General features: G+C 72.0%; 18 protein-coding genes. 5 read left to right on the top strand and 13 right to left on the bottom strand.

Going from position 1 to position 25451, the window contains the following annotated elements; all coding sequences use genetic code 11:
• Nucleotides 1-32 precede the first annotated feature (32 nt).
• Entirely contained in the window at nt 33-1445 is a 1413-nt protein-coding gene (gene proS, locus ACWG52_RS11110; RefSeq protein WP_030718486.1) for a proline--tRNA ligase, read from the bottom strand.
• Between the two features lie 131 nt (nt 1446-1576).
• Here proS and ACWG52_RS11115 point away from each other — a divergent pair, with 131 nt between their 5' ends.
• Nucleotides 1577-2308, top strand: coding sequence for a methyltransferase type 11 (locus ACWG52_RS11115; protein WP_389805195.1), 732 nt, complete (start codon nt 1577-1579; stop codon nt 2306-2308).
• A 16-nt stretch (nt 2309-2324) separates the two neighbouring features.
• On the opposite strand, the gene ftsH is transcribed toward ACWG52_RS11115, so the two are convergent.
• The 6 genes from ftsH to nsdA form a co-directional block, all read right to left on the bottom strand.
• Nucleotides 2325-4298 carry an ATP-dependent zinc metalloprotease FtsH gene (gene ftsH, locus ACWG52_RS11120; protein ID WP_389805198.1) on the bottom strand — a complete coding sequence of 658 codons (1974 nt, stop codon included), beginning with the start codon at nt 4296-4298 and terminating at the stop codon, nt 2325-2327.
• A 93-nt stretch (nt 4299-4391) separates the two neighbouring features.
• Nucleotides 4392-5963, bottom strand: coding sequence for a signal recognition particle protein (ffh, locus tag ACWG52_RS11125; protein ID WP_030718477.1), 1572 nt, complete (start codon nt 5961-5963; stop codon nt 4392-4394).
• A gap of 215 nt (nt 5964-6178) precedes the next feature.
• Nucleotides 6179-8605 (bottom strand): [protein-PII] uridylyltransferase, encoded by a 2427-nt coding sequence (locus ACWG52_RS11130; protein ID WP_390138184.1) that lies wholly within the window; start codon nt 8603-8605, stop codon nt 6179-6181.
• A gap of 16 nt (nt 8606-8621) precedes the next feature.
• A complete protein-coding gene (locus ACWG52_RS11135; protein WP_030009357.1) occupies nt 8622-8960 on the bottom strand; it encodes a P-II family nitrogen regulator in 339 nt (112 codons plus the stop codon).
• A complete protein-coding gene (locus ACWG52_RS11140; protein ID WP_033222904.1) occupies nt 8957-10300 on the bottom strand; it encodes an ammonium transporter in 1344 nt (447 codons plus the stop codon). The genes ACWG52_RS11135 and ACWG52_RS11140 overlap by 4 nt, the downstream gene beginning before the upstream one ends.
• A 313-nt stretch (nt 10301-10613) precedes the next feature.
• Entirely contained in the window at nt 10614-12104 is a 1491-nt protein-coding gene (gene nsdA / locus ACWG52_RS11145; RefSeq protein ID WP_375945058.1) for a transcriptional repressor NsdA, read from the bottom strand.
• Between the two features lie 419 nt (nt 12105-12523).
• Between nsdA and ACWG52_RS11150 the strand changes: the two genes are divergently transcribed.
• Nucleotides 12524-13192 carry a bifunctional DNA primase/polymerase gene (locus ACWG52_RS11150; protein ID WP_328961480.1) on the top strand — a complete coding sequence of 223 codons (669 nt, stop codon included), beginning with the start codon at nt 12524-12526 and terminating at the stop codon, nt 13190-13192.
• A gap of 95 nt (nt 13193-13287) precedes the next feature.
• Here the strand turns inward: ACWG52_RS11150 and ftsY are convergent, their stop codons facing one another.
• Nucleotides 13288-14499, bottom strand: a complete 1212-nt coding sequence (gene ftsY / locus ACWG52_RS11155) for a signal recognition particle-docking protein FtsY (RefSeq protein ID WP_030718464.1) — start codon at nt 14497-14499, stop codon at nt 13288-13290.
• Between the two features lie 144 nt (nt 14500-14643).
• Between ftsY and ACWG52_RS11160 the strand changes: the two genes are divergently transcribed.
• Both ACWG52_RS11160 and ACWG52_RS11165 read left to right on the top strand, forming a co-directional pair.
• Nucleotides 14644-16098 carry a cytosine permease gene (locus ACWG52_RS11160; RefSeq protein ID WP_389805208.1) on the top strand — a complete coding sequence of 485 codons (1455 nt, stop codon included), beginning with the start codon at nt 14644-14646 and terminating at the stop codon, nt 16096-16098.
• Nucleotides 16099-16161: 63 nt separating this feature from the next.
• Entirely contained in the window at nt 16162-17148 is a 987-nt protein-coding gene (locus ACWG52_RS11165) for an LLM class flavin-dependent oxidoreductase (RefSeq protein WP_453128589.1), read from the top strand.
• A gap of 41 nt (nt 17149-17189) precedes the next feature.
• On the opposite strand, the gene ACWG52_RS11170 is transcribed toward ACWG52_RS11165, so the two are convergent.
• From ACWG52_RS11170 to ACWG52_RS11185, 4 genes are all read right to left on the bottom strand, one after another.
• Nucleotides 17190-18620, bottom strand: a complete 1431-nt coding sequence (locus tag ACWG52_RS11170; protein ID WP_375942980.1) for a sugar porter family MFS transporter — start codon at nt 18618-18620, stop codon at nt 17190-17192.
• Between the two features lie 215 nt (nt 18621-18835).
• Nucleotides 18836-22564 (bottom strand): AAA family ATPase, encoded by a 3729-nt coding sequence (locus tag ACWG52_RS11175; protein ID WP_453128592.1) that lies wholly within the window; start codon nt 22562-22564, stop codon nt 18836-18838.
• A 252-nt stretch (nt 22565-22816) separates the two neighbouring features.
• On the bottom strand, nt 22817-23035 hold the full coding sequence (locus tag ACWG52_RS11180; RefSeq protein WP_030012524.1) for a hypothetical protein: 219 nt from the start codon (nt 23033-23035) through the stop codon (nt 22817-22819).
• A gap of 348 nt (nt 23036-23383) precedes the next feature.
• On the bottom strand, nt 23384-23665 hold the full coding sequence (locus tag ACWG52_RS11185) for an acylphosphatase (RefSeq protein ID WP_078909436.1): 282 nt from the start codon (nt 23663-23665) through the stop codon (nt 23384-23386).
• A gap of 136 nt (nt 23666-23801) precedes the next feature.
• On the opposite strand from ACWG52_RS11185, the gene ACWG52_RS11190 reads away from it, so the two are divergent.
• On the top strand, nt 23802-24791 hold the full coding sequence (locus tag ACWG52_RS11190) for a CAP domain-containing protein (RefSeq protein ID WP_390138175.1): 990 nt from the start codon (nt 23802-23804) through the stop codon (nt 24789-24791).
• A 15-nt stretch (nt 24792-24806) separates the two neighbouring features.
• On the opposite strand, the gene ACWG52_RS11195 is transcribed toward ACWG52_RS11190, so the two are convergent.
• Nucleotides 24807-25409 carry a flavodoxin family protein gene (locus ACWG52_RS11195; protein WP_446678220.1) on the bottom strand — a complete coding sequence of 201 codons (603 nt, stop codon included), beginning with the start codon at nt 25407-25409 and terminating at the stop codon, nt 24807-24809.
• Between the last annotated feature and the right edge of the window lie 42 nt (nt 25410-25451).

The raw sequence follows: 25451 nt of genomic DNA on the forward strand, positions 1-25451 counted from the left end.
GCACGCCGGGGCACACGAGCCGGTGGGCCCGATCAGTACGAGCGCGCGACGATCGCGAGCGTACCGGGGGCGTCGTCCGCCTCCGGGACCGACCCGTCCTCGGCGATCAGGCAGCGCACGGAGACGGCCTGCTCGGCCAGCTTCGCCTCGCCCTCGGGGCCGAGGTCCGCCCACGGGATCCGCGCCCAGCCACCGGCGACGGCGGCCTCGGCAGCCTCCCCGATGGTCGCGACGTCGGACGTACGGGCCAGCCGGCGCTCGCGGGACTCCCGCAGCAGCTGCGCCTGGTCCTCGTCGAGCACCTTGGGCAGCAGGTCGGCCAGGGCGTCGATCTGCACGGGGGTCTTGCCGCCCGGGATCCGGCGGGCCAGCATCGCGGTGCCGGCCTCCAGGTCGCGGGGGCCGATCTCGATGCGGACCGGTACGCCCTTGAGCTCCCAGTCCACGGCGCGGCGGCCGAAGGGGGTGTCGACGCGGTCGTCGACCTGCACCCGCAGGCCGGCGGCCTTCAGCTGGGCACCCAGCTCGCGGACCTTGGCCACGGCCTCGTCGCCCTTGATCGCCATGACGACGACCTGGACGTGGGCCAGGCGCGGCGGGACCCGCAGGCCGTTGTCGTCGCCGTGGGACATGATCAGGCCGCCGACCATGCGGGTCGAGACGCCCCACGAGGTCTGCCAGACGAGCTCCTGCTTGCCTTCCTTCGACAGGTACTGGGTGTTGAAGGCCTTGGCGAAGTTGGTGCCGAGCTCGTGGCTCGTACCCAGCTGCAGGGCCTTGCCGTCGCCCATCATGCCCTCAAGGGTGAGGGTGTTGATGGCGCCGGCGAAGCGCTCCTTGGCGGTCTTGCGGCCGAGCACGACGTCGATGCCGAGCACGTTCGTCATGAAGTCGCCGTAGACGTCCGTGTGGATGCGGGCGGCGTAGTCACGGGCGTCCTCGTAGGTGGCGTGGGCGGTGTGGCCCTCCTGCCAGAGGAACTCGCTCGTACGGAGGAACACGCGCGGGCGCATCTCCCAGCGGACCACGTTGGCCCACTGGTTGATCAGCAGGGGCAGGTCGCGGTAGCTCTGGACCCACTTGGAGAAGTAGTCGTTGATGATCGTCTCGGAGGTGGGCCGGACGACGACCGGCTCTTCCAGCTCCTTGCCGCCGCCGTGCGTGACGACCGCGAGCTCGGGGGCGAAGCCCTCGACGTGCTCGGCTTCCTTCGTCAGGTACGACTGCGGGATGAACAGCGGGAAGTACGCGTTCTGGGCGCCCGCGTCCTTGATGCGCGCGTCCATCTCCTGCTGCATCCGCTCCCACAGGCCGTAGCCGTACGGTCGGATGACCATGGTGCCTCGGACCGGACCGTTGTCGGCCAGCTCGGCCTTGTTGATCAGATCCTGGTACCAGCGGGGGAAATCCTCCGCCTGCGGGGTGAGAACGGGTGCCTTTGCCATGCCGCGAATCGTACGGCGCCCGGCACACGATGCGTGAATCGGGTGGCGCGCTCCTCTGGACGCGGGGGCGAATGGGGAGTTCTCTGGCAACGGGGGCAAGGGGGCGAGACGGAATCAGGAGCGCTCTTTCGATGACACCGACGCCGACGGCGACGCTCGTAGCCCGGGACTGGGCGGAGATCCAGGAACGGATGCTCGTGCCGCTGTACGAAGCGGTCTACGACCGGTTGGAGGTCGGGCCGGGAGACCGGCTGCTCGGCCTGGACTGCGGGGCCGGCCTGGCCCTGCTGCTCGCGGCCGGGCGGGGAGCCGTGGCCACGGGTGTGGAGGCGGATCCGGCCCGGCGGGCCCTGGCCCGTGAACGGCTGCTGGAGGTCCTGGCGGCTCCGCCGGGGCCGCAGGCCCCGCCGCGCCCGTACGACGCCCTGCTCGCCTTCTCCCCGGCCCCCGCGGCTCTGGCGGCGGCCCTGCCCGCGGTCCGCCGCGGCGGGGCGGTGGTGCTGGCCGACTGGGGCCCCGCGGAGCGCTGCACGGTGCCCTCGGTCCTCGGCGGCGGGCCCGCGCCGCGCGACCTGGACGCGCTGGTGGAGGGGGCCGGGCTGCGGCCGGACGGTTCCGGGCGGGTGTTCTGCCCGTTCGGGTACGCGGACGTGGACAGCGCGGTACGCGGGCTGCTGTCGACCGGCCTCTACCCCGGTGCGGGCGACGGGCCCGGCGGAGCGGCCTGCGCCGCGCCCTTCGAACCGGCCGATTCCGTACTGGCGGAGAAGGAGCTGGCCGAGGCGCTTCACCCGTTCGAGCGACCGGACGGCGCCGTGTGGCTGCCGAACATCTTCCGGTACGTGATCGCCCGGGTGGACTGACGGCGGTTCCCGCTCCTCAGTCGGTGCCGTGCCCCTTCGTCAGCCGCGCGATGCCCGCGGCGGCGTAGGCGGCCGGTTCGTCCAGGGTCTCGTTGGCGAGGAGGGCCTCCGCCAGGGCGTCCAACTGCGGCCGGTGCTCGCGCAGCAGGCGGCAGGCCTCCAGGTAGCACTCGTCCACGATGCGCCGCATCTCGTGGTCGACCGCGTCGAGGGTGGCGGGGGCGGCGGAGAGTCCGTAGGGGCCCTGTCCGTCGGAGGGGATCGCGGTGAGGCGGCCGATCCGTTCGCTCATGCCCCAGCGGCCGACCATGCCGCGGACGATGTTGGTCACCTGCTCCAGGTCGTTCTCGGCGCCGGTGGTGATGACGTCGTAGACGACGTGCTCGGCCGCCATGCCGCCGAGCGCGCCGATGATGCGGCCGCGCAGGTACGGCTCGGTGTAGGCGTAGCGGTCGGCGTCCGGGGTCGAGAGGGTGACGCCCAGCGCGCGGCCGCGGGGCACGATGGTGATCTTGCGGACCGGGTCGGCGCCCGGCTGGAGCATGCCCAGCAGGGCGTGGCCGCTCTCGTGGTAGGCGGTGCGGCGGCGCTCCTCCTCCGGCATGACCAGGGGGCGCTCGGCGCCCAGTTGGACCTTCTCCAAGGCGTCGGACAGGTCCGCCCCGGTCACCTGCGTCTGTCGGCGTTTGACGGCCAGCAGCGCGGCCTCGTTCGCCAGGTTGGCCAGGTCCGCGCCGGTCATCCCGGGGGTGGTGCGGGCCACGTGTCCCAGGTCGACGCCCTCGGCGAGCGGGATGTCGCGGGTGTGGATGCGCAGGATGGCCTCGCGGCCGACCCGGTCGGGCGGGGAGACGACCACCATGCGGTCGAAGCGGCCGGGCCGGGTGAGCGCCGGGTCCAGCACGTCCGCGCGGTTGGTGGCCGCGAGCACGATCACGCCCTCCGAGCCGGAGAAGCCGTCCATCTCGGTGAGGATCTGGTTGAGGGTCTGTTCGCGTTCGTCGTGGCCGCCCATGGCGTTGCCGCCGCCGCGGGCCCGCCCGATGGTGTCGATCTCGTCGATGAAGATGATGGCGGGGGCCACCTTGCGCGCCTCGGTGAACAGTTCGCGCACCCGGGAGGCGCCGACCCCGACGATCATCTCGATGAACTCGGAGGCGGAGGCGGAGAAGAAGGGCACCCCTGCCTCGCCCGCGACCGCCCGCGCCAGCAGGGTCTTACCGGTGCCGGGCGGACCGGACAGCAGGACTCCGCCGGGCATCCGGGCGCCCATCTTCCGGTACTCCTGCGGGTTCTTGAGGAAGTCGACGACGTCGTTGAGCTCCCCTTCGACCTCGTCGATGCCCGCCACGTCCTCGAAGGTGGTGCGGCGGGAGCCCGTCTGCAGCTCCACCGGCTTGGGCGGGGCCTTGCGCCCCAGCGCGCCCATGCCGCCCGCCCCGGATCCCATCCGGCGGGCGATGACCACCCACAGGAGGACCAGCAGCAGCATCGGGGCGAGGGAGAGCAACAGGTTGGCGAGGAAGCTGCGCTGCACGACGACCGGGGAGGCGGTGACGGTGACGTTCTGCTTGGTGAGGTCGGCCCACAGCGCGTCGTCGGCGAAGGCCGGGCGCTGGGTGACGAACTTGGTGTAGTCGCCCTTGTCGCCGTCGGGCAGTGGCTGCTTCGCCTTGAGCTCGCCCTGGATGGCGTCGCCCTTGGAGTAGATCTTCGAGACGTTGCCGGCGGCGACCTGCTTGCTGAACTCGGTGTACGAGATCGTCGGCTCGTCCCCCTCGTTGAAGAACGAGAGCACCAGGTTGGCCAGCAGGTAGACGATCAGCGCGGTGAGGATCAGCCCCCGCCAGCCGCCGGGCATCCGCCGCTTCGGCGCGGCGGCGGGCGGTGCGCCTTCCGAGCGCCATGGCGTGTCGGCCCTGTCGCGGGGAGGTACGGGGGTGGGGCTGGGCACGGGGCGCCTCCTTCTGCCATCCTCCCGGCCGACCATAAGGGATAAATCCGGCCATCGCGCCGGCGGAGAACAGCAGGGCCCCGACCGTGCGAACACGGCCGGGGCCCGGATCACCCACGTGCGCGGGTGCTACTTCATGAACTTCTTGAACTCGTCCGGCAGGTCGAAGTCCCCGCCGTTCTGGCCGCCCGTCGGAAGGCCGAAGGGGTTGCCGCCGGCTGCGGGCTCGATCGCCTGCGGGCCCTGCTCCCGGCGGGCCGCGGCAGCGGCCTCCTCTTCCTTGCGCTTCATCGGGTTGCCGCTCTTGCGCTTGCCCTTGGCCTGCTTGACCTGCTTCTTCTGCCGACCGGGGCCGCCGCCCATCCCGGGGATGCCGGGCATGCCCGGCATGCCGCCGCCCTGGGCCATGCGGGACATCATCTTGCGGGCGTCGAAGAACCGCTCGACCAGCGACTTGACCGCGCTGACCTCGGCACCGGAACCCTTGGCGATACGGGCGCGGCGCGAGCCGTTGATGATCGTCGGGTCCTGGCGCTCGCCCGGGGTCATCGACTTGATGATCGCGGCCATGCGGTCGACGTCGCGCTCGTCGATGTTGTTGATCTGGTCCTTGATCTGCCCCATGCCGGGCAGCATGCCGAGCAGCTTGGAGATGGAGCCCATCTTGCGGACCTGCTCCATCTGGGCCAGGAAGTCGTCGAGCGTGAACTCCTTGGGCCCCTTGGCGAGCTTGGCCGCCATCTTCTCGGCCTCGGCCTGCGAGAAGGTCTTCTCGGCCTGCTCGATCAGGGTGAGCATGTCACCCATGTCGAGGATCCGGCCCGCCATGCGGTCGGGGTGGAACGCGTCGAACTCGTCGAGCTTCTCGCCGTTCGAGGCGAACATGATCTGCTTGCCGGTGACGTGCGCGATGGAGAGCGCGGCACCGCCTCGGGCGTCACCGTCGAGCTTGGAGAGCACGACGCCGTCGAAGCCGACGCCGTCGCGGAAGGCCTCCGCGGTGTTGACCGCGTCCTGGCCGATCATGGCGTCGACGACGAAGAGGATCTCGTCGGGGCTGACGGCGTCACGGATGTCCGCGGCCTGCTGCATCAGCTCGGAGTCGATGCCGAGGCGGCCGGCGGTGTCGACGATGACGATGTCGAACTGCTTGGTCCGCGCGTACTCGACGGAGTCCTTCGCGACCTGGACCGGGTCGCCGACGCCGTTGCCGGGCTGGGGCGCGTACACGGCCACGCCGGCGCGCTCGGCGACGACGCTCAGCTGGTTGACGGCGTTGGGACGCTGGAGGTCGCACGCGACCAGCAGCGGGGCGTGGCCCTGCCCCTTCAGCCAGAGGCCGAGCTTTCCGGCGAGGGTGGTCTTACCGGCACCCTGGAGACCGGCCAGCATGATCACGGTGGGGGCGGTCTTGGCGAACCGCAGCCGCCGGGTCTCGCCGCCCAGGATCGTCACGAGCTCGTCGTTGACGATCTTCAGGACCTGCTGGCCCGGGTTCAGGGCCTTGCTGACCTCCTCACCGCGCGCGCGTTCCTTGACGTTCGCGATGAAGGAGCGGACGACCGGGAGGGCGACGTCGGCCTCAAGGAGCGCGATACGGATTTCCCGGGCCGCGGAGTCGATGTCAGCCTCGGACAGCCGGCCTTTGCCGCGCAGGCCCTTGAAGGTATTCGCCAAGCGGTCGGAGAGCGTATCGAACACGGTGGTCGCGATTCCTCGGGTCGGGGGCGTTGTGGTCGTCCCCCAGGGTATCGGGCCCTTCCCCCGTTCGGGGACCTGCCTGCTCCTGGTGCGGGGCCGCCGCCGCGCGGAGCCTCTCCCCGCCCCGCCCTTTCGCCGTTTCCCGGGGCTCCGCCCCGGACCCCGCGCCCCGAACGTCGGTGAGGCCGGAAGATCCGGCCTCACCGGCGCCCCCGCTAGGACAGGGCTGCCGCCACCAGCCCGGCGAGGGCGGTCGCGTCCGCGGGGTCCAGCGGCTTGCCCTCGGGGGTGGTCACGTACAGCGTGTCCACCGCGTTCGCACCCAGCGTGGAGACGTGCGCGCTGCGGACCCGGACGCCCCCGGACTCCAGCGCCCGGCCGATCCGGTGCAGCAGGCCCACGGCGTCCGGTGCGCGCACCTCCAGGACCGTGGCCAGGGCGGAGACGTCCGGTACCACGGTGACCCGGGGCGGCGGCGGGACCACCCCGCGCCGGCGCGGGTAGGCCGCCTCGCGGTCGGCGAGCTTCGCCGGGACGTCCAGCGAGCCGTCCAGGGCGCGGACCAGGTCGGTACGGAGCCGGGCGGCCTGCGGCAGCGCGCCGTACTCCGCGGCCACCCGCCAGCTCAGCACCAGAACCTCACCGAGTCGGTCCGGGAGCTCCATGGAACGCAGATCGGCGGCCCGCACCGTGAGCCGGTGCAGGGCCAGCACCCCGGCCACGGCCGGGAGGACCCCCGGCTGGTCGGGGACGGCGACGACGAGGTCCACGCCGACCGCGTCCTCCTCCTGGCGGGCCTGGAGCGCCAGGACCGGTTCACCGGTGCGCAGGGCCTCGACGGCCAGGCGTTCCTGTTCGGTGGTCGGGATCTCCGGTTCGCCGGCCGCCGGGGTCGTGCCGCGCAGTACGGCGGCGACCCGCGCGACGAGGTCCGCCACGAGGGATCCGCGCCAGGCGCTCCACGCGGCCGGCCCGGTGGCCAGGGCGTCCGCCTCGGTCAGGGCGTGCAGTATCTCCAGCGTGCCCACCGAGCCCACGGCGTCGGCGACCGCGCGGACGGTGGCCGGGTCGTCCAGGTCGCGCCGGGTGGCGGTCTCGATCAGCAGCAGGTGGTGCCGTACGAGCGCTCCGAGGACGGCGACGTCGTGCGGGTCGAAGCCGACGCGGGCGGCGACGTCGCGGGCGATGGTCTCGCCGGCCACCGAGTGGTCGCCCGGCCAGCCCTTGCCGATGTCGTGCAGGAGCGCGGCCATCAGCAGCAGGTCGGGGCGGCCGACCCGGCGGGTGAGGGCGGAGGCCCGTACCGCCGTCTCGATCAGGTGCCGGTCCACGGTCCAGGTGTGGACGGGATTGCGCTGGGGGCGGCAGCGCACCCGCTCCCAGTCCGGGAGCAGCCGGGTGATCAGGCCTTCGGCCTCCAGGGCCTCCCAGACGGCCACTGTGGGCTCCCCCGCTCCCAGCAGGGTCAGCAGTTGCTCGCGGGCCTCGGCCGGCCAAGGCACCGGGAGCGGTTTGCCCTGCGCCGCGAGTCTGCGTACGGCGTGCAGGGAGACGGGCAGACCCGCCTGCGCGGCGGCCGCGCCGAAGCGCAGGGCGAGGACGGGATCGCGGTCGGGGCGCGCGGCCAGGGCCAGCACGGCCTCGCCGTCGGACTCCACCACGCCCTCGGCGAGGGGTGCCCGCGGGGGTACCCGGTCGCCGCGGCTGCCCAGCAGTCCGCGGAGCCGGGGCCGGGCGGCGCGGGCGCGTAGGACGCGGCCCACCTCCCGCCAGGTCACGTCGCCGGCGTAGGCGACGACCCGTGCGGCCTCGTACACCTCGCGCAGCAGCGCGTCCGCGTCGAGGAGTCCGAGCCGGCCGGCGACCTGGTCCTGTTCCTGGAGGGAGAGCCGGTCGGTGGCCCGGCCGGTGACCAGGTGCAGGGCGTCCCGGGCGTCGAGGAGCCGGCGCCGGGCCTCGGCGAGGCCCTCGCGCGGGGCGTCGGCCAGCCAGGACGCGGCGACCGCCCGCAGCGCGGTGGCGTCGCGCAGTCCCCCGCGGGCCTCCTTGAGGTCGGGTTCGAGCAGGAAGCGCAGTTCGCCGGCCCGCTCGGCCCGCTCGCGGCACAGGGAGTGCAGTTCCGGAAGCCGCTCGGCCGCCTGGTTGCGCCAGTCGGCCAGTACGGAGGTGCGCAGGCCGGCGAGGAGTCCGGCGTCCCCGGCGACGGTGCGGGCGTCCAGCAGGCCGAGGTGCGCCTTGAGGTCCTCGGCGGCGGTCCGGCGGGCCTCGCCGGGGGTCCGTACCGAGTGGTCCAGGGCGAGGCCCAGGTCCCACACCGGGTACCAGAGGCGGTCGGCGAGGGCGCCGAGCGCCCGCGGCTCGGCCTTGCCGTCGTGCAGCAGCACCAGGTCGAGGTCGCTGCGCGGGGAGAGTTCGGCGCGCCCGTAGCCGCCGACGGCCACCAGCGTGGCACCGCGGACGCCCGTCTCCCGTACGGCGTTCGTGAACAGGGCGTTCAGCCATTGGTCGGTCAGCCCGGCCAGGGCGGAACGGCGCGAAGGCCCGGACCGCGACTCCTCCTGGAGGAGTCGCAGCCGGGCCGCGGCGTATCCGCTGGGTCCCGAGTCGGCCGTGTGGTCCGTGTTCTCTTCGACGCTCGTCACCCAGGGCTCCTGTCAGCTAGAGCGCGTCAGCGCCGCGCTCGCCGGTGCGGACCCGTACGACGGAGTCCACGGGGACGCTCCACACCTTGCCGTCACCGATCTTTCCGGTGGCCGCCGCGCTCACGATCACCCGGATCAGTTCCTCGGCGTCGGAGTCGTCGACCAGGACCTCGATGCGGATCTTGGGGACGAGGTCGACCTGGTACTCGGCGCCGCGGTAGACCTCGGTGTGGCCGCGCTGGCGGCCGTAGCCGCTGGCCTCGGTGACCGTGAGTCCCTGGACTCCGAAGGCCTGGAGGGCTTCCTTGATCTCGTCCAGCTTGTGGGGCTTGACGATCGCGGTGATCAGCTTCATGCGTCGACCTTCTTGCTCGCGGCGGAGGGGGCGGGGGCAGCGGTGCTCCGCGAGGCGGCTCCGCCGCCGGCTCCGCTGAAGTCGTAGGCCGTCTCGGCGTGCTCGACCTGGTCGATGCCGGCGACCTCGTCGTCCTCGGAGACCCGCATCCCGATCGTCTTGTCGAGGAGGAAGGCGAGGAGCGCCGATGCCACCAGAGAGTAGGCGAGGACGGCGAAGACCCCGATGGCCTGCTTGCCGAGCTGTTCCAGACCGCCGCCGTAGAAGAGACCGGCCACGTCGGACTGGACCCCACCGGTGGCGAAGAGGCCGACGAGCAGGGAGCCGACGACACCGCCGACGAGGTGGACGCCGATCACGTCGAGGGAGTCGTCGTAGCCGAACTTGTACTTCAGGCCCACGGCCATGGCGCACAGCAGACCGGCGATCGCGCCGACGGCGATCGCGCCGAGCGGGCTGACGGCACCGCCCGAGGGGGTGATCGCGACGAGGCCGGCGACCGCGCCGGAGGCGGCGCCCAGGGTGGTGAAGGAGCCGTGGCGCAGCTTCTCGTAGCCGAGCCAGGCGAGCATGGCGGCGGCGGTGGCGACCTGGGTGTTGACGAACATGACCGCGCCGACGCCGTCGTCGTTGCCGAGCCAGGAGCCCGCGTTGAAGCCGAACCAGCCGAACCACAGGAGACCGGCGCCGAGCATCACGAGCGGGAGGCTGTGCGGGCGCATCGGGTCCTTCTTGAAGCCGACGCGCTTGCCGATGACCAGGATCACGCCGAGGGCGGCCGCACCCGCGTTGATGTGGACCGCGGTACCGCCCGCGAAGTCGATGACGCCGAGCTCGAAGAGCCAGCCGCCGGCGCCCCAGACCCAGTGGGCGACGGGGAAGTAGACGACGGTGACCCACAGGGCGGTGAACAGGACCCAGGCGCCGAACTTCACGCGGTCGGCGAGCGCGCCGCTGATCAGGGCCGGGGTGATCACGGCGAACATCAGCTGGAAGACGGCGAAGACGTAGACCGGGATGGTGTAGCCGTCCCACAGCTCGGTGATCCCGATGCCGCTGAGGCCGACGTAGTCGGAGTTCCAGCCGATGAGGGAGCCGGAGTCGGTGCCGAAGGCGAGGCTGAAGCCGTAGAGGACCCACAGGATCGTGACGATCCCGAGGCTGATGAAGCTCATCATCAGCATGTTGAGGCTGCTCTTGACGCGGACCATGCCTCCGTAGAAGAAGGCGAGTCCCGGGGTCATCAGCATGACCAGGGCGGAGCAGATGAGCATGAACCCGGTGTTCGCGGCAGACAGCGTCGGGGCGTCTGCCGCGAGGGTCGTGATGGCTGATGCCATCGGCGTCTCCTCGTCGTCGGTACGTTCGCGTGCGGGCGATCGTGAAAACCTGAGCGGCGTAAAACGGGGTGTCCGGCCTGGCTGGGGAGGCCGGCCGGTTAATGACCCTGAGATTCGCGCAGGCCGGTTTCCGGCGGCGCCGCTCGGTGTTTCGCGCCCGTGACGAAGAGGGCGGGCGTGTTACGCGTCAATGAACAGGTGGATCACGAAAGCCGGCCGCGGCAGTGACCCGGATGTCCTGGCTGGGGGAGCCTGATCGGGCTTCACGGGGTGACTGCCGCGGCCGGGGCTTCGGGGGCGGCCGCGTGGGCCGTCAGACGGCCTCCGCGGCTTCGGGGAGCCGGGAGGCGAGGTGGTCGGTGAGCCGGACCACCTCGGCGACGTCGCCGTACTCACGGGCGGCGGCGTCCACGGTCTTGCGCAGACGGGTGTTCACCCGTTCGGACCGCACCTTTCCCGCCACGTCGAGGGCTCGGTCGACGAGGACGGCGGCCTGCTCGGGCTCGCGCTGGAGCAGGTGAACGGTGGCCATGCCGATGAGGTTGAGGGCGTAGGAGCGCTGGTGCTCCTCGTCCTTCTCGAAGAGCTCGACGGCCCGCTCCATGACGGGCTCGGCGAGGGAGGCGTACATGGGGCTGCGCCCGGCCACATAGGCCAGGTCCCGGTACGAGTGGGAGTTCTCGCCGTTCAGCTCGGCCTCGGAGAAGAAGCGGATCCAGTCGGGTTCGGGCTCGCCCGCGAAGCCGACGTCGGAGAAGGTGTCCTCGGCCATCCGCACGGCCCGCTTGCAGCGGCTGGGCTGGCCCATGTTGGCGTACGCGCGGGCCTCCATCGCATACAGCATGGCCTGGGTGCGCGGGCCGGCGCAGTCGCGACTGCCGTACTGCGCGAGGTGGACCAGTTCCAGCGCGTCCTCGGGGCGCCCCAGGTGGATCATCTGGCGGCTCATGCCCGAGAGGATGTACGAGCCGAGGGGCTTGTCACCGGCCTCCTTGGCGGCGTGCAGGGCGAGCACGAAGTACTTCTGCGCGGTGGGGTGCAGGCCGATGTCGTAGCTCATCCAGCCGGCCAGTTCGGCGAGTTCGGCGGCGACCTTGAAAAGCCGCTTCATGACCGGGGCCGGGTGGTTCTCCTGGAGCAGGTCGGTGACCTCGTGGAGCTGGCCCACGACGGCCTTGCGGCGCAGTCCGCCGCCGCACTGGGCGTCCCACTGGCGGAACATGACGGTGGTGGCGTCGAGGAGGTCGAGTTCCGGATCGGAGAGCCGGGGCGGGCGGTGGCCGCCGAGGGCCCCCGTCGGCCCCGCCCCGCGCGGTCCCGGGTCGGCGGCCGGGGCCGGGACGAGCCAGCGCTGCATGGGCTCGATCAGGGCGGGGCCTGCGGAGAGGGCGAGCGAGGGCCCGAGGAAGCCGCGGCGCGCCAGCATCAGGTCGCTGCGGGAGAACTCGCCGAGGAGCTCGACGGTCTGCGGACCGGCCCAGGGCAGGTCGACCCCGGAGACGGAGGGGGTCTGGTGGGCGGTGCGCAGGCCGAGCTGCTCGATGGCGACGACGGAGCCGAAGCGCTCGGAGAACAGCTCGGACAGGATGCGCGGGACGGGCTCGCGGGGCTGTTCACCGTCGAGCCAGCGGCGCACCCGGGAGGTGTCCGTGCTGATGTGGTGGGCACCCATCTGGCGCGCCCGACGGTTGACCTGCCGGGCGAGTTCGCCCTTGGACCAACCGCTGCGGACGAACCACGAGGTCAGCTGGTCGTTGCGCGCAACAGCATCCTCGTTCGTTCCGCTTGCGCCGTTGCCGCTCACTGGAACGCCCCCATCCGCTCAGCCTCTTCCACACGAAACCTTGGCCGGGACGGCGTGCGTCACCAGGGACCTTCACAGGTCCTTCACATATTGCCTCCGGCATACCCACGGATGGGTCGCCTTCGGTTTCGTGTACCGAAAGTAATCCTACGATCACCCCTGCGGCGAGGTCGATTCCAGAAACGCCACCATTCGCCACCCCTTCGAATGAACTAGCCACCCGCCAGGCGCGATTCACTTGACACCGAGGTGAAAGCGGATCGGTGGACTGGAGTGCGCTCGGGGCGCGCGCGGCGAGGAGTGCGCCGGGCGGCGTCGCAGGACACCCCGCGGCGGGGCTGCCGGCAGAGGTCCCGTCGAGCTCGTCGCACCTGCTTCGTAACCACCGGCACGTCCGACCCGTTGGAGGGGGCATGGGCATGGGCTTCACGATCGGCGGCAGCCGCAGCACCAAGGAGTTCCGCTCCGGCACCCGGCGGCGCGGCCGGACCTCGGAGTGCACGGCGGTGGCGGAGTGCACCGGGTTGTGGGGCTGGGACGTGGTCCCCGGCGCCCGCGCCGCAGCACCCGCCCGCGACTGCTCCTGCGGGGACGCCCGGTGCCCCGAACCCGGCGCGCACCCCCTGGCGTTCGCCCCCACGGTCCCGGCCGGGGCCACCCTCGACGAGGTCACCCAGGCCTGGAGCGAGTACCCGGGCGCCGCCGTGCTGCTCCCCGTGGGCCGCTTCTTCGACGTCATCGAGGTCTCCGAGGAGGCCGGGCGGCGTGCGCTGGTGCGGCTGGAGCGGATGGGGCTGCCGCTCGGCCCGGTCATCGTCACCGCCGACGGCCGGGCGCAGTTCTTCGTGGCCCCGGGGGCGGCGGCCGAACTGCCTCAGCTGCTGTACCGGATGGGCTGGGACGACGCCGATCTCGACCTGCGCGCCCTGGGCCACGGCGCCTTCGTGACGGCGCCGCCCTCCGACCGCGCCGGGCTGGGCCAGGTCGGTTGGCTGCGGCCGCCCGCGCTCGACTCCGCCGGCGGCCCGCCGCAGGCCAGGCTGCTGCTGGGGACCCTCGCCTACATCTGCCACCGCCTGCGCCGCTAGGGCCTGAGGCGGACCCGACGACGCCCACGACGGCATGACGATGCCCCCGCGTTCCGACCGGAACGCGGGGGCATCGGTGTCCGTCAGGGCCGCTCTCAGTCGCCGATCAGGGCGTCCACGAACGCCTCCGGCACGAACGGCGCCAGGTCGTCCGGGCCCTCACCGAGACCGATGAGCTTGACCGGGACGCCCAGTTCGCGCTGGACGGCGATGACGATGCCGCCCTTGGCGGTGCCGTCGAGCTTGGTCAGCACGATGCCGGTGATGTCCACGACCTCGGCGAAGACACGGGCCTGGGTCAGGCCGTTCTGCCCGGTGGTGGCGTCCAGGACCAGCAGGATCTCGTCGAGCGGACCGTGCTTCTCCACGACCCGCTTGACCTTGCCGAGCTCGTCCATCAGGCCGGTCTTGGTGTGCAGGCGACCGGCGGTGTCGATGAGCACCACGTCGGCGCCCTCGGCGATGCCCTCCTTGACCGCGTCGTAGGCGATCGAGGCCGGGTCGCCGCCCTCGGGGCCGCGTACCGTACGGGCGCCGACGCGCTCGCCCCAGGTCTGGAGCTGGTCGGCGGCGGCGGCGCGGAAGGTGTCGGCCGCGCCGAGCACCACGCTGCGGCCGTCGGCGACGAGCACCCGGGCCAGCTTGCCGGTGGTGGTGGTCTTACCGGTGCCGTTGACACCGACGACCATGATCACGCCGGGGGTGTCCTCGCCGCTCTCCGTCTTCACGACGCGGTCGAGGTCGGTGCCGACCAGGGTCAGCAACTCCTCCTTGAGCAGGGCCCGCAGGTCCGCCGGGGTCCGGGTGCCGAGCACCTTGACCCGCTCGCGGAGCCGGTCGACGAGCTCCTGGGTCGGCACGACGCCGACGTCGGCGACGAGGAGGGTCTCCTCGATCTCCTCCCAGGTGTCCTCGTCGAGGTGCTCGCGCGAGAGCAGCGTGAGCAGCCCCTTGCCGAGGGAGTTCTGCGACCGGGCGAGGCGGGCGCGCAGCCGGACCAGCCGCCCGGCGGTGGGCTCGGGCACCTCGATCTCGGGTGCGGCCGGGGCCTCCGGCTCGACCACCGGCGCCGGGGCGGGAGCCTCGGCCTCCGGGAGCCCGACCTCCTCGATCGTGCGGCGCGGCTCTTCCGCCGTCTCTACGGCGTCCTCCCCCACCTGCGGCTCGGCAGGCGGGGCAGTGATGGTCGGCGTGCTCGGCGGTGCCGGCGGCGGCAGCTGCTTCTTCTTGCGGCTGCTGACCACGAGCCCGCTGATCACACCGACCGCGACCAGGGCGATGACTACAGCAAGGATGAGGATGTCCATAACTCCCCCAGTATCGGCCACGGCCACGCCGGAGCCGGGAACCTGGGCGCGCGGACCAGGACGTAAGCCTCTGTTTGTGCTTTTAGCGGTACATCCATGATGATGAACGACTTCCCCTCATAACCTCCCCGACGGAGCACCCGTATGTCTGCCGAGCCTGCCGACGGCGCAGCCGAAACCGCGATCGAGACCCGCGGTCTGGAACCCGTTCCGGACGGCGAGCGCACCGGCCGGGTCCGCGAGCTCGTTCCCACCTGGGTCGCCGCCAACATCAGCGTGCTGCTGCTGACCATGGGCGCGGGACTGGTGATCTTCAACAAGCTCAACATCTGGCAGGTGCTCGTCGTCGCGGTCGCCGCGCCGGTGCTCTCGTACGGGCTCGTCGGCCTGATATCCATCGCGGGCAAGCGCGGCGGCGCGCCCGGCATGGCCCTGTCCCGGGCGGTGTTCGGGCAGCGCGGCAACCTCTTCCCGGGCGCCCTGATCTGGGTGGCCCGCTGGGGGTGGGAGACCATCAACGCGGTCAGCGGCGCCTACGCCGTGCTGACCGTGCTCGACCTGCTGTTCGGGGTCCGCAGCAGTACCCCGCTCATCGTCGTGACCCTGGTGTTCTTCGTGGGCTGCACCTTCGTGGTCTCGGGTCTGGGCATCAACGCGCTGCGCGTCTGCTCCACCTGGTCCACGTACCTCTTCGGCGCCTTCAGCGTGCTCGTCCTCGGGTACCTGCTCTTCACCACCGACTGGTCCGCCGTCTTCGGCAAGCCGGCCGGCTCCAGCGCGATGATGATCGCGGGCATCGGCACGATCGCGGCCGGCGGGATCAGCTGGGTGCCCTCGGGCCCCGACTTCACCCGCTACCTGCCGCGCACCGCCTCCTCCAAGGGCATGGTCGGCGCGACGATCGGCGGCGCCGGCGTGGTCGTGCTCCCGATGGTCCTGATGGGCGCGGTCATGGCCGTCGGCACCCCGGACCTGGCCTCGGCCCAGGACCCGCTGTCCTTCATCGGCGAACTGCTCCCGACCTGGATCGCGGTCCCGTACCTGCTCATCGCGGTCGTCGGCATGCTGCTGATCAACTCGATGTCCATGTACTCGGCCGGCTTCACCGCGCAGACCCTGGGGATCAAGGTCCCGCGGGCCGCCGCCGTGAGCGTCAACGCGCTCATCAGCCTGGTCTTCGGCTTCCTGCTGATGGTGGTCGCGACCAGCTTCTTCGGCTCGTTCATCTCCTTCCTGACCCTGCTGGCCGTGGCCTTCTCCGCGTGGATCGGCGTCTTCGGCGTGGACATGCTGCGCCGCACGACCTACGACGGCCCCGCGCTGCTGGACACCACGCGGACCAGCGCCTACTGGTACAAGGGCGGCTTCGCCTGGCAGGCGATGACCGCCTGGGCCCTGGCCCTGCTGGTGGGGCTGCTGTTCACCGAGGTCGACTGGTTCGCCGGGCCGCTCGCCGGGACCTGGATCGGCCGCAACGGCCTGGGCTGGGTGGCGGGCATCGTGACCTCCGGCGTGCTGTACGCCGTACTGCCGCGCACGGCGCCGGCGGCACCCGCCCCGGCCGGGGAGCGCGAGCCCGCCGGATCCCTGTCCAACTGACGCAACGTCAGCTAACGTCCCCCTTCGCCCGCCCACCCACCTCCGGCGAAGGGGGACTTCTCCATGCCCATCACCGTGGCCCGGTTCAATCTCGTCGACCCGAACGGCACCCCCGAGTCCCTCTCCGCCCGCTACAAGGCGGCCCTGGAGATGGCCCGGTACGCGGACGACCGCGGGATCGACACCGTCCAGACCGAGGAGCACCACGGCACCGACAACAACTGGCTGCCCTCGCCCTTCGCCTTCGCGGGCGCGGTCTTCGGCGCGACCCGCCGGATCGCGGTCACCGTCTCGGCGATCATCGGCCCGCTGTACGACCCGCTGAAGGTCGCCGAGGACATCGCCGTCCTCGACCTGCTGAGCGGCGGCCGCCTGGTGACGGTCGCGGGCATCGGCTACCGGCCCGAGGAGTACGAGCAGCACGGCGTGGAGTGGGGCCGGCGCGGCCGGCTCCAGGACGAGCTGCTGGAGACCCTGCTGAAGGCGTGGACCGGCGAGCCGTTCGAATTCCGCGGCCGCACGGTACGGGTCACCCCGACGCCGTTCACCCGGCCGCACCCGCTGCTCCTGGTCGGTGGCAGCTCCGAGGCCGCGGCCCGCCGCGCCGCCCGGCTGGGGCTGCCCTTCTTCCCCAGCGCGCACCTGCCGGAGCTGGAGGCGTACTACACCGCGCGGCTGGCGGAGTACGGCACGGAGGGCTTCTGCATGATGCCGGCGGCCGAGACCCCGCTGCTGCACATCGCGGAGGACCCGGACCGGGTCTGGGCCGAGCACGGCGAGCGCTTCCTGCACGAGGCGGGCATGTACGCGTCCTGGCAGTCCAAGGACATCCGCAGCGCCGTACGGTCGGCCGCGCGCTCGGTGGCCGAGCTGCGCGCGGAGGGGGTGTACCGGATCCTCACCCCGGACGAGGCCGTCGCGTACGGCCGGGCCACGGGCGAGGCGGGGAACCTGGTCCTGCACCCGCTGTGCGGCGGGATGCCGCTGGACGAGGGCTGGCGCAGCCTGCACCTGCTGTGCGAACAGGTACTGCCCCGGCTCAAGGACTGAGCCGGGGCAGTATCGAGGAGAAGGGGCGTTGGCGGGGGTGGTTACCCCATCTCCTCCAGCGCCTTGCCCTTGGTCTCCGGCACCCATTTGAGGATGAAGGGGATCGAGAGCAGGGCGAAGAACGTGTAGATCATGTAGGCGCCCGAGAGGTTCCAGTCGGAGAGCGACGGGAACGTGACGGTGATGACCCAGTTGGCGATCCACTGCGCGGCGGCGGCCACGCCGAGGGCGGCGGCGCGGATACGGCCGGGGAACATCTCGCCCAGCAGCACCCAGACCACCACGCCCCAGGAGAGGGCGAAGAAGAGGACGAAGAGGTTGGCCGCGACCAGGGCGGTGATGCCCTGCGCGTGCGGCAGCGAGATGTCGTCGCCGGTTCCGGTCTTGAACGAGAAGGCCCAGGCTGCCGTGCCCAGCGACAGCGCCATGCCCACGGAGCCGATGAGGGCGAGGGGCTTGCGACCGAGCCGGTCCACGAAGATCATCGCGATGACCGTACCGATGATGTTCACGACCGAGGTCTCGAAGGAGTACAGGAACGAGGAGCTCGCGTCGATGCCGACCGACTGCCACAGCGAGGAGCTGTAGTAGAAGATCACATTGATGCCGACCAGCTGCTGGAAGACCGAGAGGCCGATGCCGATCCAGACGATGGGCAGGAAGCCGAAGCGGCCGCCGAGCAGGTCCTTGAAGGTGGACTTCACCTCGGAGCGCATGGAGTGGTCGATCTCGCGGATACGGGCGTCGGCGTCGATGCCCGAGCCCTCGACCTCGCGCAGGACCTCCTTGGCCTTCTCCGTGCGGCCGACCGAGACGAGGAAGCGCGGGGACTCGGGGATGACGAAGGACAGCAGGCCGTAGATCACGGCCGGCACGACCATCACGCCGAGCATCCACTGCCAGGCTTCGAGCCCGCCGATCTCACCGCGCTGGTCGCCGCCCGCGAGGTTGAGGATGGCCCAGTTGACCAACTGCGAGACGGCGATGCCGATGACGATGGCCGCCTGCTGGAAGGAGGCGAGCCGGCCGCGGTAGGCGGGCGGGGAGACCTCGGCGATGTAGGCGGGGCCGATGACGGAGGCCATGCCGATGCCGAAGCCGCCGATCACACGCCACATGGCGAGGTCCCAGAGGGCGAACGGCAGGGCCGAACCGATGGCGCTCGCCGTGAACAGGAGGGACGCGATCTGCATGCAGCGGATGCGGCCGATCCGGTCGGCGAGGCGGCCCGCGGTGGCGGCACCGATGGCGCAGCCGATCAGCGCCGCGGCGATCACCTGGGCGAGCGCCGCCGAGCCGACGTCGAAGCGGTCGCGGATGGCCTCCACCGCGCCGTTGATGACGGAGCTGTCGTAGCCGAAGAGGAAACCGCCCATGGCAGCGGCCGCGGTGATGAAGATGACGTGGCCGAGGTGGTCGGGCTGAGCCGGGTTTCCACCGCCTGACGCGGGTGCGTTCGCTGTGCTGGTCAAGGTGCGCTCCTGGGCCCGGCGGCAACGGCGGGCTGTGTGGGGGATTCGTCGTTGCGCGTGTTCCTCTAGTGGCGCACAGCAAACTGCGCACCACCACCTGAACGTCAACACGCCAGAGCAGAGCCTATGGCTTCACTTTCTGAAGTCAAGAGTCGGAGTGGTCGCAATCGCCCCACAGAGTGTCAGGCTTTGCCTTCACTATCTGAATGATCGATCTAGCGGAGACGCTGGCTGATCACCTTGGAGACGCCATCGCCCTGCATCGAGACGCCGTAGAGCGCGTCCGCGACCTCCATCGTCCGCTTCTGGTGCGTGATGACGATGAGCTGTGAGCTCTCCTGGAGCTCCTCCATGATCCGGATCAGCCGCTGCAGATTGGTGTCGTCGAGCGCGGCCTCGACCTCGTCCATCACGTAGAACGGGCTGGGGCGCGCCTTGAAGATGGACACCAGCATCGCCACGGCGGTCAGCGAGCGCTCGCCGCCGGAGAGCAGCGACAGCCTCTTGACCTTCTTGCCCGGCGGACGGGCCTCCACGTCGATGCCGGTCGTCAGCATGTTGTCGGGGTCGGTGAGGATCAGCCTGCCCTCGCCGCCGGGGAACAAGCGCGAGAACACGCCCTCGAACTCCCGGGCCGTGTCCCGGTAGGCCTCGGTGAAGACCTGCTCGACGCGCTGGTCGACCTCCTTCACGACTTGAAGGAGATCGGCCCTCGTCTTACGGAGATCCTCCAGCTGCTCGCTGAGGAACTGGTGGCGCTCCTCCAGGGCGGCGAACTCCTCCAGCGCGAGCGGGTTGACCTTGCCGAGCTGTTGGTACGCGCGCTCGGCGACCTTGAGCCGCTTCTCCTGCTGGGCCCGGACGAAAGGACCGGGCCGGTTGCGCGGGTCCTGCGGATCCTCCGGCAACACCTCGCCGTCGGCGGGCGGGGACGGAGGTACGGGCTGGTCGGGGCCGTATTCGGCGACCAGCCCGGCGGCCTCGATGCCGAACTCCTCCAGCGACCTGGCCTCCAGCGCCTCGATGCGCAGCCGTTGCTCGGCGCCGAGCACCTCACCCCGGTGGACCGAGTCGGTGAGCTTGTCCAGCTCCCCCTTCAGTTCCCGGCCGCGGTGGCGCGCCTCGCCGAGCTCCCGCTCGCGCAGGCCTTTCGCCCGTTCGGCCGCCACCCGCTCCTCGTCGGCCTTGCCGAGCGACACCTCCACGTGCGCGAGGAGCTGCCGGGAGCCGTCGGCCACCGCCCGGGCCACCTCCGCCTCGTGGCGCAGCCTCGCCCGGCGCCGCTCGGCGCGGGCCCGGGCCTCGCGTTCCGCACGGGCTCCGCGGTCCAGCGAGTCCGCGCGGCCGGCCAGCCCCTTGACCCGCTCCTCCAGGGTCCGCAGCTGCAGCCGGGCCTCCATCTCGGTCTGCCGGGCGTTGGCGCCGTCGGCCGCGAGCCGGTCCCGCCGGGAGCCGTCCGGCTCCTCGTCCACCGGCATCTCCTCGGCGGTCGCGAGCCGCTCCGCGCACTCCTCCACCTCGGCCAGCGCCTGCTCCAGGGCCTCCTGGGCCCGGGCCGCGGCGGCGGCGCTGCGTTCGGCCTCGCCCGCGGCGCCCTTCGCCTGCCCGGCGAGGCGCCCGAGCTGCTGGGCGACCCCGGCCCGGGCCTGTTCGGCGGCGCGCCGCCGCTCGGCGAGCTCCTCGACCAGGGCGGCCGCGTCCTGACGGTGGTTCTGGGCGGCCGTGCGGGCCTCGGTCAGTTCCGCGCACCGTACGGCCAACCGGTCCAGCTCGGCCGCGGCCTCGTCGACGGCGGCCTGCACCTCGATCAGGCTGGGCGCGCCGGCGGAACCGCCGTGCGCGAGGTGGGCGCCGAGCACGTCGCCGTCGAGGGTCACGGCCACCGCGTCGGGCCGCTCCGCGACCAGCGCCTCGGCCGCGTCCAGGGTCGCGACCACGACGTGGTCCCGCAGCACCCATTCCACGGCCCGCCGCACCTGCGCGTCCCCGCCGACCAGCTCGGCGGCCGGTACGGGAGCACCCGTGGGCCCGCCGGCCGCGACCGGCTCGGGGGCCTGGGCCTGGGCGGACGTACCCACGCTCGCCGCCGGCCGCGGGGCGGGCGAGGGAAGGTCTCCGTCCCGGGAGGGAGCCGGGTGGGGGAACGCTCCCCCGGTGGCCGCTCCCCCGGCGACGGCTTCCTGTGCCCCGTCCGCCGGTCCGGCCGAGGCCTGGCCCGGGACGCCGGGCGCCGCCGGGGCGATCAGCAGGGTGGCGCGGCCCGCGTCCGTCTCACGGAGGTGGCGGATCGCCTCGGCCGCCGCTCCGGGGGAGGCCACCGCCAGCGCGTCCGCGGCCGAGCCCAGTGCGGCGGCCACGGCGACCTCGTACCCGGGGGTCACCGACAGCCGCTGCGCCGCCGGTCCCAGCAGCCCGGCCAGCCGCTCCCGCGCCGCGAGCAGCGCGCCCGTGCCGTCCTTGCGGCGCAGCCCCAGCGCCAGCGCGTCACGCCGGGCCGAGACGGCCGCCCGGGAGCGCTCCGCCTCGGACAGTTCCTCCCGGGCGGCGGACAGCTCGGCCTCCGCCCGCGCCAGTCGGTCCCGCGCGTCCTCGTGGTCCGTGTCGGCCGACGGGTCGTCGAGGCCGCCGACCTCCTCGGCCAGGGCCTCGTACTCCTCCTGCGCGGCGGCGGCCCGGGACCGGGCCGCGTCCCGCGCCGTGACGAGCCGGTCGATCTCGGCCTGTGCCGCCCCCGCGCGGGAGCGGGCCGCGCCGAGCCGCCCGGTCAGCCGGGCCAGTCCCTCACGCCGGTCGGCGATGGCCCGCGCGGCGTCCCGCAGCCGGCGTTCCTCGGCGGCCAGTTCCTGCTCCAGCTCCGCCCGGTGCTCGGCGGTGTCCTCCAGCGCCCGTGAGGCCGCCTCCAGAGCCGCCGTCAGTTCCGCCTCCTGCTCGCGGATCCGCGCGGCCTCCCGTTCCATCTCCTCGGGGTCGCGGCCGCGCCGCTCCTCCTCGGGCGGAGCCGAGGCACTCTTGACCCGGGCGTCCGCCAAGGAGGTGGTCCCCCGGACGCGTTCGGCGAGCTGCGACAGCTCGTACCAGGTCTGCTGGGCCCGCTGCAGGCGCGGCGCGAGCTCCCGCACCGCTTCCTCCAGCTCCGCCTCGCGCCGCACGGCGCCCGCGAGCTGGGCCTCGGCGGCCTCCTTGCGTTCCTTGAGCGCCGCCTCGTCCGCGATCTCCGCGTCGAGGGCGCGCCGCAGCACGACCAGGTCGTCGGCGAGCAGGCGCAGCCGCGCGTCGCGCAGGTCCGCCTGGATCACGGCCGCCCGTCGGGCGACCGCCGCCTGCCGTCCCAGGGGCTTGAGCCGGCGCCGCAGCTCGTCGCCCAGGTCCTGGACGCGGGCGAGGTTGGCCTGCATCGCGTCCAGCTTCCGCAGCGCCTTCTCCTTGCGCTTGCGGTGCTTGAGTACGCCTGCCGCCTCCTCGATGAAGGCGCGGCGGCCCATCGGATCGGCGTGCAGGACGGAGTCCAGCTGCCCCTGTCCGACGATGACGTGCATCTCGCGGCCGATGCCCGAGTCGGACAGCAGCTCCTGGATGTCGAGCAGGCGGCAGGTGTCACCGTTGATCTGGTACTCGCTGCTGCCGCCGCGGAACATGATGCGGGTGATGGTGACTTCGGCGTAGTCGATGGGCAGTGCGCCGTCGGAGTTGTCGATCGTCAGGGACACCTCGGCGCGCCCGAGCGGCGGGCGCCCCGTGGTCCCGGCGAAGATGACGTCTTCCATCTTCCCGCCGCGCAGGGACTTGGCTCCCTGTTCGCCCATGACCCAGGACAGCGCGTCCACCACATTGGACTTGCCGGATCCGTTCGGGCCCACGACACAGGTGATTCCGGGCTCGAAGCGCAGGGTGGTGGCGGACGCGAAGGATTTGAAGCCACGCAGGGTCAGGGACTTGAGGTGCACGCCGCCGGACTCTACCTTTCGCGTTCGGTTTCACCCATGAAGGTGCTGGGCACAACTGACGCCAATGGGATCAGGCCCCCCACCTGGCCCTGTGGTCCCTGGCACGGCCGTCGGGGGAAGGGGGCGCGGGAAGACCGCGCGCACGAGGCGGAAGAGGAAGAAGGTGCGGAGGACGCGGAAAGAAAGAAGGGACGCCGAAGCGTCCCTTGCAGATCATGCGGGGCTGGAGTCGAGCGTCGGGTGAAGCACGGGTCAGGTGAGCGCAGGCTCCGCCTGGGGTACGTCGATGTCGATGCTGCCGAGCAGCGAGTCTCCGTCGTGCTGAGCGGCGGCCGCGTTCAGCGCGTCATTTTCGGACTGAATCCGTACGAGCTCGGACTCGAGGTCCTGGACGCGCTGCTGAAGCCGTCGCATCTCGGCGAGGAGTCGCGGGTCGGAACCGCCGACGTAACCGAGAAGCGCCTTTGCCATGATGGATGGTCCTCCACACTGAGTGACCGACCGAAGCGGTGTGGGTCGTGAGGGAATCGCACCCGCGGATGTCCGGCAGCGACTGACAGTCACTGCGCTTACTACTGCCAACACTGCCAAACAGCTCAGGTGCGCGGGGCTTCCAGCGTCTCACCAAAAAGTTTGACGGTCAACACGATCACGCCCCGTATCCGCGGGCGCCCCGGTCCCCGCAAGGGGTGTGGAGATCATCCTCATCTTCGAGCCTTCCACGGATCACCCTCGTCGGCAACGCGTCGGCGACGAATGCGCAGTTCCGACCGTGTGCGGAAGCTCAGAGATGTGATGAGTGCATGATCAGTCGATCGGTCATCGCATCCCGAATCCGTCGTAGCCACCGCGCGGTGTGCCCCAGATCTCTGTCACTCCGTCCACCCGCCCGGGCGTGTCGGAGGAGCGCAACCAGTCGAGCAGTCGGTGGCAATTCTCACGTTGACCTTCGGCGACCACCTGCACTCGCCCGTCGTCGAGGTTGAGCGCGAAGCCGACGACCCCGCCGATCTCCAAGGCGTTCTCCCTGGTGAACCAGCGGAAGCCCACTCCCTGCACACGGCCGCGCACCCAGGCGGTCAGACGGACCTCTTCATTCATGCGTGAACGCTAACCGGACCGGCACTTTCGGGTCACATCGCCCCCTGGGGCCCATGGCGTACAGTCGCGCAGCAATGAACTCACCCATTTGGGTGGGTAAGGGTTGATCTTGAACCGGCAAGGAAGGCACGCTCCGATGGGCCGTCACCGTCTCCCCGCCGCGCCGCACAGCGGCGGCAAGCGCGGCACCGCCCTGCGCACCGGCCTGCTGGGCGTCTCGGTGGCCGTAGCCCTCGGCACCGCGGCCGTCACCACCGGCATGGTGCCGGTCGCCGGATCCTTCCCCTATGTGGGGGTCAGTCCTACGGAGTCCCCCACCCCGTCGGCCAAGGCCAAGGCCTCGAACGACCCCGGCGCGGCGCTGAGCCGGCAGGACGGCCTCGTGAACCTGTCCGGCCGCGCCTCCGCGGGTACCGGCTCGGGCAGCGCTTCCCCGAAGCCTTCCGCCTCGGCCACCCCGTCGCCATCCGCCTCCCCGAGCCCCTCGGCCTCGCCGAGCGCATCCGCGTCGCCGTCCGCCTCGCCGAGCGCCGCACCCTCGTCCTCGGCCGCGCCGGCCCCGACGAGCAAGGCCCCGTCGGCGAAGGCTCCGTCGGCGAAGGCCCCGTCCCCCAGGACTCCCCGGACGAGCCCCGCCGCACCGGTCGCACCGGTCGCGCCGACCGCCCCGGCCCCCACCACGAGCCAGGCTCCCGCCCCGACCCCCTCCAAGTCGGCCACCCCCGCGCCTCGCCCGCCCCTGGACGGCCACTCCGCGGAGGAGGCCGCCGTCGTCGAGCTGGTGAACCAGGAGCGCGCGCTGGCCGGGTGCGGCCCGGTCCGGGCCAACCCGCCGCTCGCGACCCTGGCCGGAGCCTTCAGCCTGGACATGGCCACCCGCGGCTTCTTCAGCCACGAGGACCCCGAGGGCAACACCCCCTGGGACCGTGCCACGAAGGCCGGGATCGCAGGCCTCGGCGGCGAGAACATAGCCCGCGGCCAGGGTGACGCCGAGGCCGTGATGAAGGCCTGGATGAACAGCCCGGACCACAAGGCGAACATCCTGAACTGCGAGTTCCGCACCCTGGGTGTCGGCGTCCACGTCGCGGCCGGTGGCCCCTGGTGGACCCAGGACTTCGGTTTCTGAGGCGAGCCCCGGGGCTCAGACCGCGGCGGCGGCCAGGGCCGCGCGGCCCGCGATGACGATGCGGGTCTGCTCGGTGACCCGGCGGCCCAGGTGCTCGGCGGTCGCGATGTCGGCCTTGTGGACCGCGTCCGCGCCCTCGTCGGAGTTGGACTGCGCGGCGGCGCCGGCGAAGAAGCCGAGACGGTTCAGGTCGTTCTCGGAGGCGGTGCTGGAGTTCCAGCCCGGCTTCAGGCCCAGGTTGATCCAGCTCATGCCGTGCTGCGCGGCCAGGATCTGGAAGAACTGCAGGGTGTGCAGCTTGTCGCCGCTCTTGGAGGCGGAGTTCGTGAAGCCGGCCGCCACCTTGTCCTGCCAGGCGTCGCCGAACCAGCGCTTCGAGGAGGCTTCGGCGAAGACGTGGAAGGCGCCGGAGGCGGTGCCCATGTACGTCGGGGAGCCGAAGACGATCGCGTCGGAGGCGTCGAGCAGCTCCCACTGGGCGTCGTCGATCTCGTCGACCTTGATCAGGTGAACGGTCGCCCCGGCGTCCACGGCGCCGCTGCGGACCGCCTCCGCGACGACGGCGGTGTGGCCGTAGCCGGAGTGGTAGGCGATCGAGACGACGGGGGTGTGCGTGATTGCGGACAAGGCTGATCTCTCCCTCGGGAAAACTCTCGTCGC

The organism is Streptomyces sp. CLCI03, assembly GCF_053615355.1.